The following is a 16,461-nucleotide window of genomic DNA, read 5'->3' on the forward strand; positions in this document are numbered from 1 at the left end:
TCTCGCAGCGTGAAGGAAGGTAGAGTTTAGCAGGGCCGCCGCAGTGGGTGAGCCCCCCGCAGGGCATCGATTGTCCCGCTTCGCTGCATGCAGGAAAATGCAGCGATGAATCGGGCAAGGAAGAGTGCATGAGTCAGCTGCTGAAGGTCGTGATGGCGCAAGTGAACCTCAAGGTCGGCGACATCCACGGCAATGTGGAACGGATCATCACCGCGGCCCATGAGGCCCGGGACCGGTTGCAGGGGGATCTCATCGTCTTCCCGGAGTTGTCGCTGTGCGGTTATCCGCCGGAGGACCTGCTGCTGCGTTCGAGCATGCAGCGCCGCATCGAGCAGGGTTTGCAGCGGATCCGCCAGGAGATCGCCGGCATCCATGTGCTGGTGGGCTTTCCCTGGCTGGAAGAGGGGCGGCGTTACAACGCCTGTGCGGTCTATCGCGATGGCGCCGAGCTGGCCTGCTATCGCAAGCAGCAACTGCCCAACTATCAGGTGTTCGACGAAAAACGCTACTTCGAGCCGGGCGACAGTGCCGCCGTGTTCGACTATCAGGGCGTGCCCATCGGCGTCACCATCTGCGAAGACATCTGGTTCGCCGAGCCCATGGCCAAGGCCCGTGCCGCCGGGGCGCGGCTGATGCTCAATCTGAACGCTTCCCCCTTCCATGGCGGCAAGCAGCCGGAACGTGAGGCCGTGGTAGGCGAACGTGCCCGGGAGGGCGGCATGCCGGTGGTCTACGTCAACCAGGTGGGTGGCCAGGACGAACTGGTGTTCGATGGCCACTCCTTCGTGGTGGATGCCCAGGGGCAGGTCAGCCAGCGCGCGCCGGCCTTCGTCGAGGGGCTCTATCCGGTCAGCTTCGACCAGTACCTGACCCCGCAGCCGGCCGAACTCGCCCCCGTGGCTTCGTTGGAAGCCAGCGTCTATGAGGCTCTGGTGCTCGGGGTGCGCGACTATGTGCGCAAGAACGGCTTCAAGGGTGTGGTGCTGGGCCTGTCCGGTGGCATCGACTCGGCGTTGGTCCTGGCAGTCGCGGCGGATGCCCTGGGCGCGGAACAGGTGGAGGCGGTGATGATGCCCTACCACTACACCGCCCAGATCAGCCTCGAAGACGCCGAGGCCGAGGCGCGGACGCTAGGCGTGCGCTACCGGGTGCTGCCCATCGCGGCCATGGTCGAAGCCTTTCAGCAAACCCTGGCCGGCGAATTCGCCGGACTTGGGCGCGACACCACCGAGGAGAATTTGCAGGCGCGCTGCCGTGGCACCCTGCTGATGGCCATTTCCAACAAGAAGGGCTATCTGGTGCTGACCACCGGCAACAAGAGCGAGATGGCGGTGGGTTACGCCACCCTCTATGGCGACATGGCCGGTGGCTTCGATGTACTCAAGGACGTGCCCAAGACCCTGGTGTTCCGCCTCTGCGCGTACCGCAATCGCCACGGTGAGGTAATTCCCCAGCGGGTGATCGACCGGCCGCCGTCGGCGGAGCTGTCGCCGGACCAGAAGGACGAGGACTCGCTGCCGCCCTATCCGGTGCTCGACGAGATCCTGCGGCTGTACGTCGAGCAGGATCTCTCGGCCGCGGACATCGTCGCCGCCGGCTTCGACGAGGAAACGGTGCGCAAGGTATTGCGTCTGGTGGATCTCAACGAGTACAAGCGACGCCAGGCGGCGGTCGGTGCACGAGTGACCCAGCGCGGTTTCGGTCGCGACCGGCGCTACCCGATCACCTCGGGCTGGCGGATCGGCGACTAATCCGCCGGTTCTGACGCAATAAAAAAGGGGAAGCCAGTGGCTTCCCCTTTGCACATCTGCTGCCGGATCAGTCGAACAGACCAAAGGTCAGGCGGCTGAACCAGGAGCGCTTGGCCGGAGCCGGGGTCGCGCCGCCGGCCTTCTCGGCTTCGGCCGGGTCGACGATGCGCAGCTCGGGCGCCAGGTTGTCACGCTCTTCCTGGTACTTGCGCTGGATGTCCTGGCTGGCGCGGGTCTCGCCGGGCGGCAGCGGATCGCTCGGGCGATCGATCAGGCCCAGGGTCGCGCGGGTCAGCCAGGAACGCTGCTGATCCTTGTCGTCCGGCTCGCGCAGCTGGAATTCGCCATCCTTGAGGCTGACGTTGTCCGGGTAGTTGAGCTTGAGGGTTTCCAGGCTGGTGGCCGCCAGGTCGTTGAGACCCAGGTGCTTGTAGGCCTCGGTCATGATTGCCAGGCCGTCACCTACGGACGGGGTGCCCTGGAAGTTCTCGACCACGTAGCGACCGCGGTTGGCGGCGGCCACATAGGCCTTGCGGGTCAGGTAGTAGTGGCCGACGTGGACGTCGTAGGCCGCCAGCAGGTTGCGCAGGTAGACCATGCGCGCCTTGGCGTCCGGGGCGTAGCGGCTGTTGGGGAAGCGGCTGGTGAACTGGGCGAAGTCGTTGAAGGAGTCGCGCGCCGCGCCCGGATCACGCTTGGTCATGTCCAGCGGCAGGAAGCGCGCCAGCAGGCCGCGATCCTGTTCGAAGGAGGACACGCCCTTCATGTAGTAGGCGTAATCGACGTTCGGGTGCTGCGGATGCAGGCGGATGAAGCGATCCGCCGCCGTACGCGCCGCCTCGGGCTCGCCATTCTTGTAGTTGGCGTAGATCAGCTCCAGCTGGGCCTGTTCGGCATAGCGACCGAAGGGATACCGCGACTCCAGGGCCTTCAGCTTGCTGATGGCGTCAGTGTAGCTGCTGTTGGAGATATCGCGCTGAGCCTGGGTATAGAGCTCGCCTTCCGGCAGATTTTCCGGAACGTCGGGCGCTTTCGAGGAGCAGGCGGCGGTGAGGACTAGGCTGGTGACCAGCAGCAGGTGCTTCAATTGCATGGCGGCTTGGATTCCCCGAAACGGTCGGCGGTGCAGGGATGAGCGCGGAGAGCGTTCACCTAGCCTGTGACGGGGCCGGAACCGTCCTGTTATGATGATCGACCCGGAATGCCGGGGCAAAAAAGTCGCCGTATTTAACCACAGGGTCGGGCCGATTCCAAAAGCCCCGCCATTGCCCGCGCAGATCCATGTCCGAATCCATCGTTCTCAATGCCGAAGTCCCCTACGAACTCGGTGGCCAGCGCCTCGATCAGGTCGCTGCCCAGCTGTTCGCCGAACATTCCCGCTCGCGTCTCGCCGCCTGGATCAAGGACGGTAGCCTGACCGTCGACGGCGCCGTGCTGCGTCCGCGTGACTCCGTCCATGGCGGCGCCCAGCTGGCGCTGCGTGCCGAGCGCGAGGCCCAGGGCGAGTGGGTGGCCCAGGACATCGAGCTGGACATCGTCTACGAAGACGATCACCTGCTGGTGCTCGACAAGCCGGCCGGGCTGGTGGTGCATCCGGCCGCCGGCCATGCCGACGGCACCCTGCTCAATGCCTTGCTGCACCATGTACCGGGACTGGAAAGCGTGCCGCGCGCCGGCATCGTCCATCGCCTGGACAAGGACACCACCGGGCTCATGGTGGTGGCCAAGACGCTGGAGGCCCATACCCATCTGGTCGCCCAGTTGCAGGCACGCTCGGTGAGCCGCATCTACGAAGCCGTCGTTGCCGGGGTGATCGTTGCCGGCGGCACGGTCAATGCGCCCATCGGCCGCCATTCCCAGCGTCGTCAGCAGATGGCGGTGATCGCCGGGGGCAAGCCAGCCGTCAGTCACTATCGGGTGCTGGAGCGCTTCCGCGCCTATACCCATACCCGGGTCAAGCTGGAGACCGGCCGTACCCACCAGATCCGCGTGCACATGACCCACGTCGGTTTCCCGCTGGTCGGCGATCCGGTCTATGGCGGTCGCTTCAAGATTCCGCCAGCGACCAATCCGACCCTGATCAAGACCCTGCGCGAATTTCCGCGCCAGGCGCTGCACGCGCGTTTCCTCGAACTGGATCACCCAGTGACCGGTGAACGGCTGCGCTGGGAGTCGCCGCTGCCGGAAGACCTGGTCTGGCTGCTGGATCTGTTGCGCCAGGACCGGGAGTCCTTCGAGTGACAGGCGCCGACTGGCTGCGGCCGGACTGGCCGGCGCCGGTCGGCGTCCAGGCCTGCGTCACCACCCGCATGGGCGGTGTCAGCCAGACGCCCTTTGACAGCTTCAATCTGGGCACCCATGTCGGGGATGACCCGGCGGCGGTCGCCGAGAACCGTCGACGGCTGGGCGAGGCCCTGGGGTGCCAGCCGGCCTGGCTCGAACAGGTTCATGGCACCGCGGTGGTCGAAGCCGACCCGACCCAGGTGCTGCGTGCCGATGCGGCCTGGAGTGCTACGCCTGGTATCGCCGTGACCATGATGACCGCCGACTGCCTGCCGGCGCTGTTCTGCCGGCGGGACGGTTCCCGCGTCGCGGCGGCCCACGCCGGCTGGCGCGGTCTGGCCGGTGGGGTGCTGGAAGCGGCTGCCGCCAGTCTGGCCGTGCCGCCCGCCGAGGTGCTGGTCTGGCTGGGGCCGGCCATTGGCCCAGCCAGCTTCGAGGTGGGTGTCGAGGTGCGTGAGGCTTTCCTCGCCCAGCACGGTGACGCCGGGCAGTGCTTCGTGGCCAAGGGCGGGGACAAGTACCTGGGCGATCTCTACGCCCTGGCCCGTCTGCGTCTCGCCGCCCAGGGCATCACGGCGGTCTATGGGGGTGGCTTCGATACCTTTGTCGATCACCAGCGCTTTTTCTCCTACCGGCGCGCCTCTCGCACCGGTCGCTTTGCCAGCCTGATCTGGATCAAGCCCTAGGCATTTTTTTGGGATGTCAAGCCTTCCTGGCTTGAATCGTTACGCATCGCCCCTATCTAAAGGTCATTCCCGCGGGTAATTGAGAGCGCCTTCTGCTGCGCCATCCCGCGTTTCAGATAAGGACCTTGCCCATGCGTATAGACCGTTTCACCAGCAAACTGCAGCTCGCCCTGGCGGATGCCCAATCCCTGGCCGTCGGCCACGACCATCCGGCCATCGAGCCGCTGCACCTGTTTTCCGCCTTGCTCGACCAGCAGGGTGGCTCCATTTCCCCGCTGCTGCGCCAGGTCGGCTTCGACCTCGCCAGCCTGCGCAAGACTCTCGGCGAAGAGCTGGACAAGCTACCCAAGATCCAGAATCCCACCGGCGACGTGAACCTGTCCCAGGACCTGGCGCGCCTGCTCAACCAGGCCGATCGCCTGGCCCAGCAGAAGGGTGACCAGTTCATCTCCAGCGAACTGGTCCTGCTCGCCGCCATGGACGAGAACACCCGTCTCGGCAAGTTGCTGCTGGGGCAGGGCGTTTCGCGCAAGGCGCTGGAGAACGCCATCAACAACCTGCGCGGCGGCGAAGCGGTCAATGACCCCAATGCCGAAGACAGCCGCAAGGCGCTGGACAAGTTCACCGTCGATCTCACCAAGCGCGCCGAGGACGGCAAGCTCGACCCGGTGATCGGCCGGGACGACGAGATCCGCCGCACCATCCAGGTCCTGCAGCGCCGCACCAAGAACAACCCGGTGCTGATCGGCGAACCCGGCGTCGGCAAGACCGCCATCGCCGAAGGCCTGGCCCAGCGCATCATCAACGGCGAGGTGCCCGACGGCCTCAAGGACAAGCGCCTGCTCGCCCTCGACATGGGCGCCCTGATCGCCGGCGCCAAGTTCCGCGGTGAATTCGAGGAGCGCCTGAAAGGCGTGCTCAACGAACTGAGCAAACAGGAAGGGCGCATCATCCTGTTCATCGATGAGCTGCACACCATGGTCGGTGCCGGCAAGGCCGAAGGCGCCATGGATGCCGGCAATATGCTCAAGCCGGCCCTGGCCCGCGGCGAGCTGCATTGCGTGGGCGCCACCACCCTCGACGAGTACCGCCAGTTCATCGAAAAGGACGCGGCCCTGGAGCGGCGCTTCCAGAAGGTGCTGGTGGACGAGCCGAGCGAAGAGGACACCATCGCCATCCTGCGTGGCCTCAAGGAGCGCTACGAGGTGCACCACAAGGTAGCCATCACCGACGGCGCCATCATCGCCGCGGCCAAGCTGTCCCATCGCTACATCACCGACCGCCAGTTGCCTGACAAGGCCATCGACCTGATCGACGAGGCGGCCAGCCGTATCCGCATGGAGATCGACTCCAAGCCCGAGGCTCTGGATCGCCTGGATCGCCGGCTGATCCAGCTCAAGGTGGAACGCCAGGCGCTGAAGAAGGAAGAAGACGAGGCGGCGCGCAAGCGGCTGGAAAAGCTCGACGAGGACATCGCCCGCCTCGAACAGGAGTACGCCGATCTGGAGGAAATCTGGAAGGCCGAGAAGGCCGAGGTCCAGGATTCCGCCCAGTTGCAGCAGCGCATCGAGCAGGCCCGCACCGAGCTGGAGGCCGCTCGCCGCAAGGGTGATCTCAATCGCATGGCCGAGCTGCAGTACGGCACCATTCCCGATCTGGAGCGCAGTCTGCAGATGGTCGACCAGCACGAGAAGCCGGCCAACCAGCTCCTGCGCAACAAGGTCACCGAAGACGAGATCGCCGAGGTGGTCTCCAAGTGGACCGGTATCCCGGTCAGCAAGATGCTCGAAGGCGAGCGCGACAAGCTCTTGCGCATGGAAGAGGCCCTGCACAACCGGGTGATCGGCCAGGACGAGGCGGTCACGGCCGTGGCCAATGCCGTGCGCCGCTCGCGGGCCGGGTTGTCGGACCCCAACAAGCCCAGCGGGTCCTTCCTCTTCCTCGGCCCGACCGGGGTGGGTAAGACCGAGCTGTGCAAGTCGCTGGCGGAATTCCTCTTCGACACCGAGGACGCCATGGTGCGTATCGACATGTCCGAATTCATGGAGAAGCACTCCGTGGCTCGTCTGATCGGTGCACCGCCCGGCTACGTCGGTTACGAGGAGGGCGGCTATCTGACCGAGGCCGTGCGGCGCAAGCCTTACTCGGTGGTCCTACTGGACGAGGTGGAAAAGGCCCATCCGGATGTCTTCAACATCCTCCTGCAGGTGCTCGACGATGGGCGCCTGACCGATAGCCAGGGCCGTACCGTGGATTTCCGCAATGCGGTGATCGTCATGACCTCGAACCTGGGCTCGGCGCAGATCCAGGAGCTGGTGGGCGATCCCGATGCCCAGCGCGCCGCGGTGATGGATGCGGTGGCCGGTCATTTCCGCCCCGAGTTCATCAACCGTATCGATGAGGTGGTGGTGTTCGAGCCCCTGGGTCGCGAACAGATCGCGGGGATCGCCGAGATCCAGCTGCAGCACCTGCGGCAGCGCCTGGCCGAGCGCGATCTGCAACTGGAACTGACGCCGGAGGCCTTGGACAAGCTGGTCGCCGTGGGCTACGACCCGGTCTATGGTGCGCGTCCGCTCAAGCGGGCTATCCAACGCTGGATCGAGAACCCCCTGGCGCAGCGCATCCTGTCGGGTGCCTTCGCGCCAAACGCGCGGATCCATGGCAGCGTAGAGGGCGACGAGATCGTCTTCGCCTAGGAAAAGACCGGGTGACCTCGGGGTTGCCCGGCTTTCCGCATAAATTTGTGAAAAAACAGCAGGCTAGGTGTTGACGTCTGTTTCTACTTCCGTAAAATGGCGCACCTCACTTACGGCAAAGCTCGAAAGGCACTGACGTAAGAGGGGTTGGAAGATCGAAATTCCGCGATAGCTCAGTCGGTAGAGCAAATGACTGTTAATCATTGGGTCCCTGGTTCGAGTCCAGGTCGCGGAGCCACTTCCATTCTCGGGGTATAGCGCAGCCCGGTAGCGCGCCTGCTTTGGGAGCAGGATGTCGGGAGTTCGAATCCCCCTACCCCGACCATATTTGGGTCGTTAGCTCAGTTGGTAGAGCAGTTGGCTTTTAACCAATTGGTCGCAGGTTCGAATCCTGCACGACCCACCATTTTTACCAGGAACCCTCCGCAAGGAGGGTTTTTGCGTTTCCAGGCCGTTATTTTCTCTTGGGACTCGGCGCCCAGCCGGGTGTCATCCCGGAATCTTTCTGCTTCCGACTGCAAACAAGCAGTATTTCGGCTTGTCATCCTCGGCTCATCACGCCGCGCTCTACTTCGCTCATCTCTAGCGAACACCTTGATCCAGGTAGCTTCCGCGACGAATCGAAGCGATAGCCGGTCATAGCGGCTGCCTGAGCCCTTACTACTATCAGGTTAAGTAATGGGTTTTCAGGCGGTGGGAATGCAGTTGAAACGCCTCTCGGGTTTCACGCTCATTGAGGTTCTGGTCGTCATAGCGCTGCTGGGCATCGTCACGGCGCTGGCGGCACCCGGCTTCGCGAGCCTGGTGCAAAGCAACCGCGTCCAGGCGGCAGCGGGGGAGTTGCAGCGCGCGCTCTATTACGCGCGCAGTGAAGCCATGAGTCGGGGGGTGAATGTCGTCGTCACCACCGATCCAGAAGATGCCAACGGCTGGATGGGCGCGCTGAAAATCACTACAGCCAAGACGGTGGTGCTGCCGAATGCCGAAGTCCTGCGGCAATACAGCGGAGGGCTGGGCAACGGCGTCAACGGAACCGGATCCGTGGGAGGTGCTCCTCTGACCAGTCTGACCTTCCAGCCCAATGGCAGTCTGAAACTCAGCGGCGAAGCCACCATTCGCGTCTGCGCCACCAGTGCGCTTACCCAGGGCAAGCAATTCACCCTCAGTCAGGGTGGCGTGCTGAGCGTGGGCGACTATGTGCCCAGTCGCCCAAGTGCCGTGGGGTGCAGCTAGATGAAGCACCGCGAAGGTGGGTTCAGCATGATCGAGGTACTGGTCAGTCTGGTGATCATCTGCATCGGCGTGCTGGGCATGGTAGCCTTGCAGACGCGCAGCGTGGCCCTGTCCCAGGATTCGGTACAGCGCAGCAATGCGATGGTTCTGGCCAACGACCTGCTCGAACTGATGCGCAGCAATCGCGACCAGGTGGTAACCAGTGACAAGGTCAAGATCGACGGGGCCTACATCAAGCAACCCGGGACCACCTTTCGCACCAAGGCCCTCGATGCCGGCAAGACCTGCCTGAACCGGGATCGCTCCGCGGGCGGGGAGACGGTGGCGGGGCAGGACCTGGGGTGCTGGTTGAATCAGGTGAAGGCCTTGCTGCCGGTGACGGATGCCTTGATCGCCAGCAGTTTCGCGGTCTGTCCGGCGTCTGGCGTACCGAAACTGCCGTCCAGCGATCCCGCGGGCAACACTACGCCGCTGGGTGCTTGCGAGGCCAATGCGGTGGCACCGGTGATGGTGGTGGTGGCCTGGCAGGATGTCAGCAACGATTCGCTGAATTGCCCCAAGGGCGTCTGTTACTACGCCCTGCGCTCGGAGCTGTAGGCCATGGAGCTCAAGCCGCATAGCAAGCCGCGTAGACAGAGGGGCTTTTCCCTCATCGAGATGATGATCGCCCTGACCGTGGGTACCTTCCTGGTGCTTGGCGTCTCGCAGATCTATATCAACAACAAGCGCAGCTTTCTCTTCCAGCAGGGCCAGACCGGTAATCGCAACAACGCCCAGCTGACCTTGCAGGTGCTCGACCGGCAACTCGCACGGACCGGCTTCCGCGCCGAAATCCGTTACCAGGGTAGCCTCCAGGCAGCCTTTCCGGCGGTGGGGGAGGTCAAGGATGCCGATGACATCAGCTGTCCAGCCTTTGCCGCCGGCGCCACCTTCGCGGCGACCACGGACAGTGCCAACGCGCCCACCGGCGTCTGCATTCGCTATCAGGGGGCACTGGACAGCAAGGATCAGGACTGCCTGGGCAACCCCATCCCGCGGGTGAATCTCAATACGGGCGGCAACGTCCTGCTCAAGCTGCGTTACACGGCAGGAAATACCCCTGGCAGCGGCACCCTTAGCTGCACCGTCTGGGGCGAGCGTGGGGGCGCGCTGACACGCAAGGGCAGTGCGGTGCTGGTGCAGGGGCTGCAGGACTTCCGCTGGTCCATTCCACCCAAGGCGGATGCACCGGCCGTGCGCTACGCGGCGTTGCTCAGCACCACTGAGGCATTAACCAGTGATGTGGCCAGTAACACCGCTGCCAATTGGCAGACCCTGACCGGACTACAGGTCGCGGACGCCAGTCGACCCATGCAGATACTGCAGAGTACTGTTACCCTGAGGAATCTCGCGTTATGAGGCCGGTCATTGGCAGGCAGCGCGGCGCGACCTTGCTGATCGCCCTGGTGATGTTGTTGCTGCTGTCGCTACTGGCGGCCTCCAGCATGCGTCAGACGCTGCTGCAGGCCCGCAGTGGCGGCGCCGCCCTGGAGAACACCCAAGCCTTCAATGCCGCGGAAGCGGCGTTACGCGAAGGTGAGCGGCGATTGGTGGCTCTCAGTCAGCAACCGTCCTTCACCGCCTTCAGTGCCGGCTTCGCCAGTTGTTCGGAAAGTGTGCCAGCGGTACGCAGTGCTTTCGTCAAGCCGCCTACGGGCGACCTGTGCATCCTGACCAAGGCGAGCGATCTCAATACCGGTGCCTTGACCCAGACCTGGGCAGCCGCGGCGCTTCAGGCGAGCGGGACCGATCCTACTGCGCGTACCGTCGCCTATCGCGGTTCCGACGGCAGCGCTTCTTTCGCCCAGACACCCCGTTGGGTAGTGACGGCCATTGGTAGCAGCTCGGTCGATGTCGCGGCGCCAGCTACCAACCTGTTTCGGATCACCGCCATTGCCCAAGACAGAGGCCGGCGCTTTCCAGTGATCCTGCAAAGTGTCGTCGCCCTGGAGGTGCCATGAGTCGAGCTGCATCGGGTATCGGGTCTCTGGCCCTGCTGCTGACCCTGGCCTCACCTGCGGCCCAGGCGGCGGCCCTGAACCTGAGTCAGCAGCCACTGTTCCTGACCAACAGTGTCGGTCCCAATCTGTTCGTGACCCTGGATAACTCCACCAGCATGCAGATGGCGGTGGTACCGGATGCGTCGAATACCAAGGAAATCAGACCTACTCGGCGAGCGAAGTCCGCTGCCTTCAACAGCCTTTATTACAATCCGGCGATTACCTACCCAGCGCCTTACAGCGTGAGCTATAGCAGCACCGGCGGGCTAAGTCGGACGCGATTGACTACCAGTTTTACCAGCGCTTACGTCAATGGCTTTCGACCCGGTCAAGGCACCGTCAATCTGGCTAGCGACTACCGAGTGAGTTGGAGCTACAACCCGAATCTGGTCACGACCGACCCTAATGTAGCGCGTGGAACGACCTATGACATGCCAGGACTGCGGAATGACAGCGACAGCGTGTTGGCAGAAAACCCGTCGCAGGATTTCACTGACAGTACATATCGAGGAACTAGCTCTGTCCGTACTACGCTGACGTTGGGAAATATTAGGTTCGCCGGTAGTTTCACCGAAACGATCAATGGTGTCACTGTCACTATTTCGGATCAATCACTGGTAGAAGATCTTCTTTCTCCTGGTTCAGGATGTACGGCCAACATAGCTGACCCTAGCTACAGTGCCGTGACGTGCACCCGCAACGTCGTCTACAGCGGGCTTATCACCGGCGTTATTATTTCATCGCTGTCGTACACTATCACTGCGTCTTTCGGTAACAAGGTCACCGGTGTTTCTGCATACTACTACGTCTACGATACTGCACTCGCAGGCTGTACGCCTGCGTCTACTCAGATCGACGAGTGCTATCGCCGTGTCTTCGTTAGCGCCAATTCCGGTCCCAACGGGACGGACGAGCGGCAGAATTTCGCCAATTGGTATTCCTTCTATCGCAGTCGGGCTCTGGCTGCTCAGACATCGACCAACTTGGCATTGGCGGATGCCTCGGAAAATCTCCGGCTTGGATGGCAGGCTCTGGGTACCAGCGACAGCTGCATCCTGGTTACGGCTAATGCAAATTGCCGCGGTATCAGTAACTCTAGCTCGACCACCTATGACAATCGGCTGAGGCCTTTCACTGGCGCACATCGGGCAGCCTTCTTTGCCTGGCTCGGCGATGTCTACTACAACCAGAGTACGCCTTTACTTCAAGCGGTTGCTCGTGTCGGAGAGTTACTCAAGACCACAGGCATTGAGAGTCCCTATGCCTTTCAGCCGGGTACGACCGATACCCCCGTCTATGGCTGTCGCGCCAGCTATAGTCTGGTTGTCACCGATGGCATTTGGAATTCCGCACTGAACGCCGGCAACCTTGACGGTACCGCCGTGACCCTTCCGGACGGCCAGCAGTACTCACCCCAGGCGCCATTCCAGGACGTTACGGCAAGTACTCTGGCGGATGTGGCCTTTCTCTATTGGCGTACCGATGCCCAGCCTGGCCTGGACAATAAGGTGCCTCCCTACAACTCGGTCAACAGCAACGAGATCCAGGGCACTCGAACGCTTGCCCCCTATTGGAATCCGCGAAACGATCCGGCTACTTGGCAGCATCTGACCGGCTTCTACGTCGGCATTGGGCTGAGCAGCGCCTTGGTCAATCCGGCCTGGGGTGGCGATACCTTCTCTGGAGGCTATTCCGGGCTGGCGGCCGGTAGCACACCCTGGCCAGTAGCGGGTGCGGATAACTCGGTCAACCAGAACAATGTCTATGACCTCTGGCATGCGGCGATCAATTCGCGGGGCGAGTTCTTCAGCGCGGAAAACGCCAGCGATCTGATCACCTCCCTTGGCAAGGTCGTCACGCGGATCACCCAGTCCACCAGTGTCGGCGCGAGCCAGACCGTATCGCCTACCCAGGTAGGGGATACCACCGCGCTCTTCACCTATGCGCCTTCTTTTTCCAGTACCGACTGGAGCGGGGATGTCATCAAGTACCAGCGCACGGGTACCACCCAGATGAGGATCTGGAGTGCCGCTCAACAACTCGATGGCAGATTCGCTACGGGTAATACCGGCTTCGGCACCCGCAAGATCTACATGGCCAAGGGAGGCGCCTTGACCGATTTCGCCTGGGCGAATCTGAATACCGATCAACAACTCAGCCTCAACAAGACCTCCGGTGGTGCCACCGACACCTATGGCAGTCGCCGGGTGGATTATCTGCGCGGGGATCGCGGCCAGGAGGCGCCCGGAGCCACGCCGGCATTCCGGCCGCGCAGCCATATCCTCGGGGACATCGTGAATTCTTCTCCGGTGGTGGTGGACGGCCCCAATAGTCCCATCGCCCTGATGAATGCGACCGTCGGCGACAACTCCTACGCGACGTTCCGCACCACCAATGCGTCCCGTGAGCGACGTATCTACGTCGGCGCCAACGACGGCATGCTGCATGCCTTCAATGACCAGGGGCAGGAGGTCTATGCCTTCGTTCCCAGCGTGGTCATCGGCACTCTCAATCGACTGACCGAGCGCAGCTATAACGGTGGGGGCCATCAGTCCTATGTCGACAACACGCCGGTGGTGGGCGACGTCTATTTCAATGGGGCCTGGCGCACTGTACTGATCGGCACGCTGCGCGGGGGAGGGCGGGGCATCTTTGCGCTGGACATCACCAATCCCAATACCCCGGTGCTGCTCTGGGAAAAGTCGGACGTCGATGCCAGCTACAAGGACCTGGGCTTCACCTACGCGCAGCCGATCATCACCCGGCTGCATACCGGCGGTTGGGGCGTGGTGGTCAGCAACGGGTACAACAGTGCGCAGGACAATGCCGTGCTCTATGTGATGAACGTGGCCGATGGCAGCCTGATCAAGGCCTTGCCGGCCAGCGATAACATCGCCACACCCAACGGCCTGAGTTCGGCCTTCGTGGCCGATGTCGATGGCGATCTCATCGCCGACTATGCCTATGCCGGTGACCTGCACGGCAATCTCTGGCGCTTCGATCTGATCAGCACCTCCCTGACCGCGACGGCCACTGCGGACAACTTCCGTGTCGCCTTCGGTGGTCGACCCCTCTATACCGCCCAGGCCAGTAGCGTGGCGCCCGGTACCACCAATCTGGTCCAGCCGATCACCGCCAGTCCTGCGGTCGTGGCTCATCCCAGTGGAACGGGACATCTGGTGCTCTTTGGTACCGGCAAATACCTCGAGGCCAACGACGCCCTGGCCAATACCAGCAAGGCCATGACCCTCTATGGGATCTGGGATCGCCAGACCGATGGATCGGCGGCCCGCAGTACTCCGGCACTGACGATCGCCAGTCTGCAGCAGCAGACCCTGGGTACCAATCAGCGCATCAGCTACACCAGCTCTGCCGGTTCCAGCGTCAGCAGTACGGCGAACACCATCTCCACGGCGTCGGTCAGCTATGACGCCAATACGACGGCCAATGGCAAACAAGGCTGGTATCTGAACCTGCCCTTGAATGGCGAGCTGGTGATCAACAGGCCCCAACTGTTTAGCGGCACCCTGTTGATGAGCTCCCTGATCCCCAGCACCGACGCCTGTACCGCCGGAGTCACCACCTACCTTTATGCCCTGGATCCCTACACCGGCGGCAACAACAGCGGCCTGTTCAATCTGGGGACCGATACGGTCTATGGACGTATCCAGCTTGATGGTCTGCTCGGTGGGATCGTGCCCTTCGTCTACGGTGACGGCACTTTCAGTATGGAGGGTACCCTAGCGAATGCGGCGATCTATGGCAGCGACGGCAAGTCGCCGAATGGCTTGCAGGGTGATCTGCCCGCCAGTCGCCGCCAGACCTGGCGCGTCATTACCAACCAGGACTAGCTGAGGTGATTTTCACGCAGGCATGAAAAAGCCCGGCACTAGGCCGGGCTTTTTCATGGAACGGTGCGTCTCAACGCGCGTAGGTCAGCAGCACGTCGCCCGGGATCTGGAAGTCCACCGACATCATCACGCTCAGGGCGGTGATGGCGATGATGGAGAACCCGAACAGCTTGCGTGCCCATTGCACGTCGTTCTCGGCCTGATAGCCCATGAAGGCCAGGCGCAGCCACCAGGCACCGATCACGGCGGCCACCGCCAGGTAGACATAGCCGGCATAGCCAAGCACGGTCAACAATAGGGTGGCGGCCAGGAAGGCTACGGTGTACCAGACGATGTGACGCTTGGTCACCGAGATGCCCTTGGCCACTGGCAGCACCGGAATCGAAGCCGCGGTGTAGTCCTTGAGACGGAAGATGGCGATAGCGTAGGAGTGCGGCATCTGCCAGAGGCAGAATATCAGCAGCAGCACCGCAGCACCGCTGTCGAACTGGCCGCTGGCGGCGCAATAACCGATCACCGGCGGAGCGGCACCGGACAGGCTGCCGACCAGGGTGCCGTGGACCGAGGCGCGCTTGAGCCAGAGGCTGTAGAGCCCCACGTATACCACGAAACCCATCACCGCGAAGGCGGTGGCGACCAGATTGGTCGCCAGGTACAGCAGCCCCACCCCGGCCAGGCCGAGGAGGGTGGCATAGGCCAGCGCCACCTTCGAGGAGATCGTGCCCTGAACCAGGGCACGATTGCGGGTTCTTTCCATCTTCTGATCGATGTCCATATCGATCACGTTGTTGAACACACAGCCGGAAGCAATGACCAACGACACCCCGATAGCCGTCGCCAGCAGCAACAGCGGGTCGATGCTCCCTTTGGACGCCAGGAAGAACCCGCCGGCAACCGAGATCAGGTTGCCGAAGATGATGCCCGGCTTGGTCACGAGAAGGTACTTCTTGATCATCACGTCGGCCCGGTTCAGTGGATCATCATGTTGTGGTGCATGTGGTACATGATCCACAGGGATCCCACGACCAAGATACCGACGATGACCACGGTGAAACCAAAGGAGATCACGTTCCAACGCTGTTCTTCGGACGTGTTCAGGTGCAGGAAGAAGTACAGGTGCACCAGCAGCTGTACCACCGCCATGATCACCACGATCGCCAGGGTCGCGCCTTTGGAGAAGGTGGGGAACATCACGAGGCCGAAGGGAATGACCGTCAGGATGACCGACAGGATGAAGCCGACCATGTAGCTCTTGAAAGTGCCATGGCTCTCGGCGGTATGCCCGTGGGCATTATGATCGTGCGCCATTACAGAACCCCCATCAGGTAGACGATGGTGAAGACGAAGATCCAGATGATGTCCAGGAAGTGCCAGAACAGGCTTAGGCACGACAGGCGGGTCACGTTGGTGGTGGTCAGACCCTTGGAAGAGATCTGCAGCATCAACACGATCATCCAGATCAGACCCGAGCTCACGTGCAGACCATGGGTGCCGACCAGCGCGAAGAACGACGACAGGAAGGCACTGCGATCCGGGCCCCAGCCCTCGTGGATCAGGTGGTTGAACTCATAGAGCTCCATGCCGATGAAGCCGGCGCCGAACAGCCAGGTGACCGCCAGCCAACCCAGGACGCCGCCCTTGCTGCCCTTGTGCTGGGCGATCATGGCGAAGCCGTAGGTGATACTGGAGAACAGCAGCAGGAAGGTTTCGACCAGCACGAACGGCAGTTGCACGATGTCGTGATGGGTCGGGCCGCCCGCATAGGCGTTGCTCAGCACTGCATAGGTCGCGAACAGGGTTCCGAACAGGATGCAGTCGGTCATCAGGTAGGACCAGAAACCGAAAGTGGTCAAGGATCCCGCGTCGTGGTGCCCATGCTCCTCGGCATGGGCGACTTCGTTATGCATAACTTGATTCGCCAT

13 protein-coding genes and 3 tRNA genes are annotated in these 16,461 nt (G+C 62.6%); 12 read left to right on the forward strand and 4 right to left on the reverse strand.

What is annotated here, in order from left to right:
• Positions 1-128: 128 nt before the first annotated feature.
• A complete protein-coding gene (locus LRS53_RS11740) occupies positions 129-1,751 on the forward strand; it encodes an NAD+ synthase (protein WP_231356000.1) in 1,623 nt (540 codons plus the stop codon).
• Positions 1,752-1,818: 67 nt separating this feature from the next.
• Here the strand turns inward: LRS53_RS11740 and LRS53_RS11745 are convergent, their stop codons facing one another.
• Positions 1,819-2,844, reverse strand: coding sequence for an outer membrane protein assembly factor BamD (locus tag LRS53_RS11745; protein WP_231356001.1), 1,026 nt, complete (start codon positions 2,842-2,844; stop codon positions 1,819-1,821).
• 188 nt (positions 2,845-3,032) lie between these two features.
• Here LRS53_RS11745 and rluD point away from each other — a divergent pair, with 188 nt between their 5' ends.
• The 11 genes from rluD (at position 3,033) to LRS53_RS11800 (ending at position 14,539) form a co-directional block, all read left to right on the forward strand.
• Positions 3,033-3,992, forward strand: a complete 960-nt coding sequence (gene rluD, locus LRS53_RS11750) for a 23S rRNA pseudouridine(1911/1915/1917) synthase RluD (protein ID WP_017640836.1) — start codon at positions 3,033-3,035, stop codon at positions 3,990-3,992.
• Positions 3,989-4,720, forward strand: coding sequence for a peptidoglycan editing factor PgeF (pgeF, locus tag LRS53_RS11755; protein WP_173149067.1), 732 nt, complete (start codon positions 3,989-3,991; stop codon positions 4,718-4,720). The genes rluD and pgeF overlap by 4 nt, the downstream gene beginning before the upstream one ends.
• A 131-nt stretch (positions 4,721-4,851) precedes the next feature.
• The gene (gene clpB, locus LRS53_RS11760; protein WP_160923889.1) at positions 4,852-7,416 is read left to right on the forward strand and encodes an ATP-dependent chaperone ClpB; all 2,565 of its coding nucleotides are present in this window, start codon (positions 4,852-4,854) and stop codon (positions 7,414-7,416) included.
• Positions 7,417-7,578: 162 nt separating this feature from the next.
• Positions 7,579-7,654, forward strand: a tRNA-Asn gene (locus LRS53_RS11765).
• 10 nt (positions 7,655-7,664) lie between these two features.
• Positions 7,665-7,741, forward strand: a tRNA-Pro gene (locus LRS53_RS11770).
• 5 nt (positions 7,742-7,746) lie between these two features.
• Positions 7,747-7,822 (forward strand) — tRNA-Lys (locus LRS53_RS11775).
• A 293-nt stretch (positions 7,823-8,115) separates the two neighbouring features.
• Positions 8,116-8,649: a GspH/FimT family pseudopilin gene (locus tag LRS53_RS11780; protein ID WP_231356002.1), complete on the forward strand. Its 534-nt coding sequence runs from the start codon at positions 8,116-8,118 to the stop codon at positions 8,647-8,649.
• Positions 8,650-9,246 carry a type IV pilus modification protein PilV gene (pilV, locus tag LRS53_RS11785; protein ID WP_231356003.1) on the forward strand — a complete coding sequence of 199 codons (597 nt, stop codon included), beginning with the start codon at positions 8,650-8,652 and terminating at the stop codon, positions 9,244-9,246.
• A 3-nt stretch (positions 9,247-9,249) separates the two neighbouring features.
• Complete coding sequence (locus tag LRS53_RS11790) at positions 9,250-10,047, forward strand: PilW family protein (RefSeq protein WP_231356004.1); 798 nt, start codon at positions 9,250-9,252, stop codon at positions 10,045-10,047.
• Positions 10,044-10,649, forward strand: a complete 606-nt coding sequence (locus tag LRS53_RS11795; RefSeq protein WP_231356005.1) for a pilus assembly PilX family protein — start codon at positions 10,044-10,046, stop codon at positions 10,647-10,649. The genes LRS53_RS11790 and LRS53_RS11795 overlap by 4 nt, the downstream gene beginning before the upstream one ends.
• Complete coding sequence (locus tag LRS53_RS11800; RefSeq protein ID WP_231356006.1) at positions 10,646-14,539, forward strand: pilus assembly protein; 3,894 nt, start codon at positions 10,646-10,648, stop codon at positions 14,537-14,539. The genes LRS53_RS11795 and LRS53_RS11800 overlap by 4 nt, the downstream gene beginning before the upstream one ends.
• A 70-nt stretch (positions 14,540-14,609) precedes the next feature.
• Here the strand turns inward: LRS53_RS11800 and cyoE are convergent, their stop codons facing one another.
• Genes cyoE through LRS53_RS11815 form a run of 3 tightly spaced genes read right to left on the reverse strand, consistent with a single transcriptional unit; the run spans position 14,610 to position 16,461 of the window.
• Positions 14,610-15,497 carry a heme o synthase gene (gene cyoE / locus LRS53_RS11805; RefSeq protein ID WP_231356007.1) on the reverse strand — a complete coding sequence of 296 codons (888 nt, stop codon included), beginning with the start codon at positions 15,495-15,497 and terminating at the stop codon, positions 14,610-14,612.
• 11 nt (positions 15,498-15,508) lie between these two features.
• Positions 15,509-15,847, reverse strand: a complete 339-nt coding sequence (gene cyoD / locus LRS53_RS11810; protein WP_064307849.1) for a cytochrome o ubiquinol oxidase subunit IV — start codon at positions 15,845-15,847, stop codon at positions 15,509-15,511.
• Entirely contained in the window at positions 15,847-16,461 is a 615-nt protein-coding gene (locus LRS53_RS11815; protein ID WP_064307850.1) for a cytochrome o ubiquinol oxidase subunit III, read from the reverse strand. Before LRS53_RS11815 ends, cyoD begins: the two co-directional genes overlap by 1 nt.

This window comes from Pseudomonas sp. PLB05 (assembly GCF_021106615.1).
Taxonomy (GTDB): Bacteria; Pseudomonadota; Gammaproteobacteria; order Pseudomonadales; family Pseudomonadaceae; genus Chryseomonas; species Chryseomonas benzopyrenica.

Bases quoted from the DNA above. Each gene is read 5' to 3' on its own strand.
- LRS53_RS11745 (WP_231356001.1), bottom strand. From the start codon at position 2,844: ATGCAATTGAAGCACCTGCTGCTGGTCACCAGCCTAGTCCTCACCGCC.
- LRS53_RS11780 (WP_231356002.1), top strand. From the start codon at position 8,116: ATGCAGTTGAAACGCCTCTCGGGTTTCACGCTCATTGAGGTTCTGGTC.
- LRS53_RS11815 (WP_064307850.1), bottom strand. From the start codon at position 16,461: ATGGCGAATCAAGTTATGCATAACGAAGTCGCCCATGCCGAGGAGCAT.
- clpB (WP_160923889.1), top strand. From the start codon at position 4,852: ATGCGTATAGACCGTTTCACCAGCAAACTGCAGCTCGCCCTGGCGGAT.
- rluD (WP_017640836.1), top strand. From the start codon at position 3,033: ATGTCCGAATCCATCGTTCTCAATGCCGAAGTCCCCTACGAACTCGGT.
- LRS53_RS11795 (WP_231356005.1), top strand. From the start codon at position 10,044: ATGAGGCCGGTCATTGGCAGGCAGCGCGGCGCGACCTTGCTGATCGCC.
- LRS53_RS11790 (WP_231356004.1), top strand. From the start codon at position 9,250: ATGGAGCTCAAGCCGCATAGCAAGCCGCGTAGACAGAGGGGCTTTTCC.
- LRS53_RS11740 (WP_231356000.1), top strand. From the start codon at position 129: ATGAGTCAGCTGCTGAAGGTCGTGATGGCGCAAGTGAACCTCAAGGTC.
- cyoD (WP_064307849.1), bottom strand. From the start codon at position 15,847: ATGGCGCACGATCATAATGCCCACGGGCATACCGCCGAGAGCCATGGC.
- pilV (WP_231356003.1), top strand. From the start codon at position 8,650: ATGAAGCACCGCGAAGGTGGGTTCAGCATGATCGAGGTACTGGTCAGT.
- LRS53_RS11800 (WP_231356006.1), top strand. From the start codon at position 10,646: ATGAGTCGAGCTGCATCGGGTATCGGGTCTCTGGCCCTGCTGCTGACC.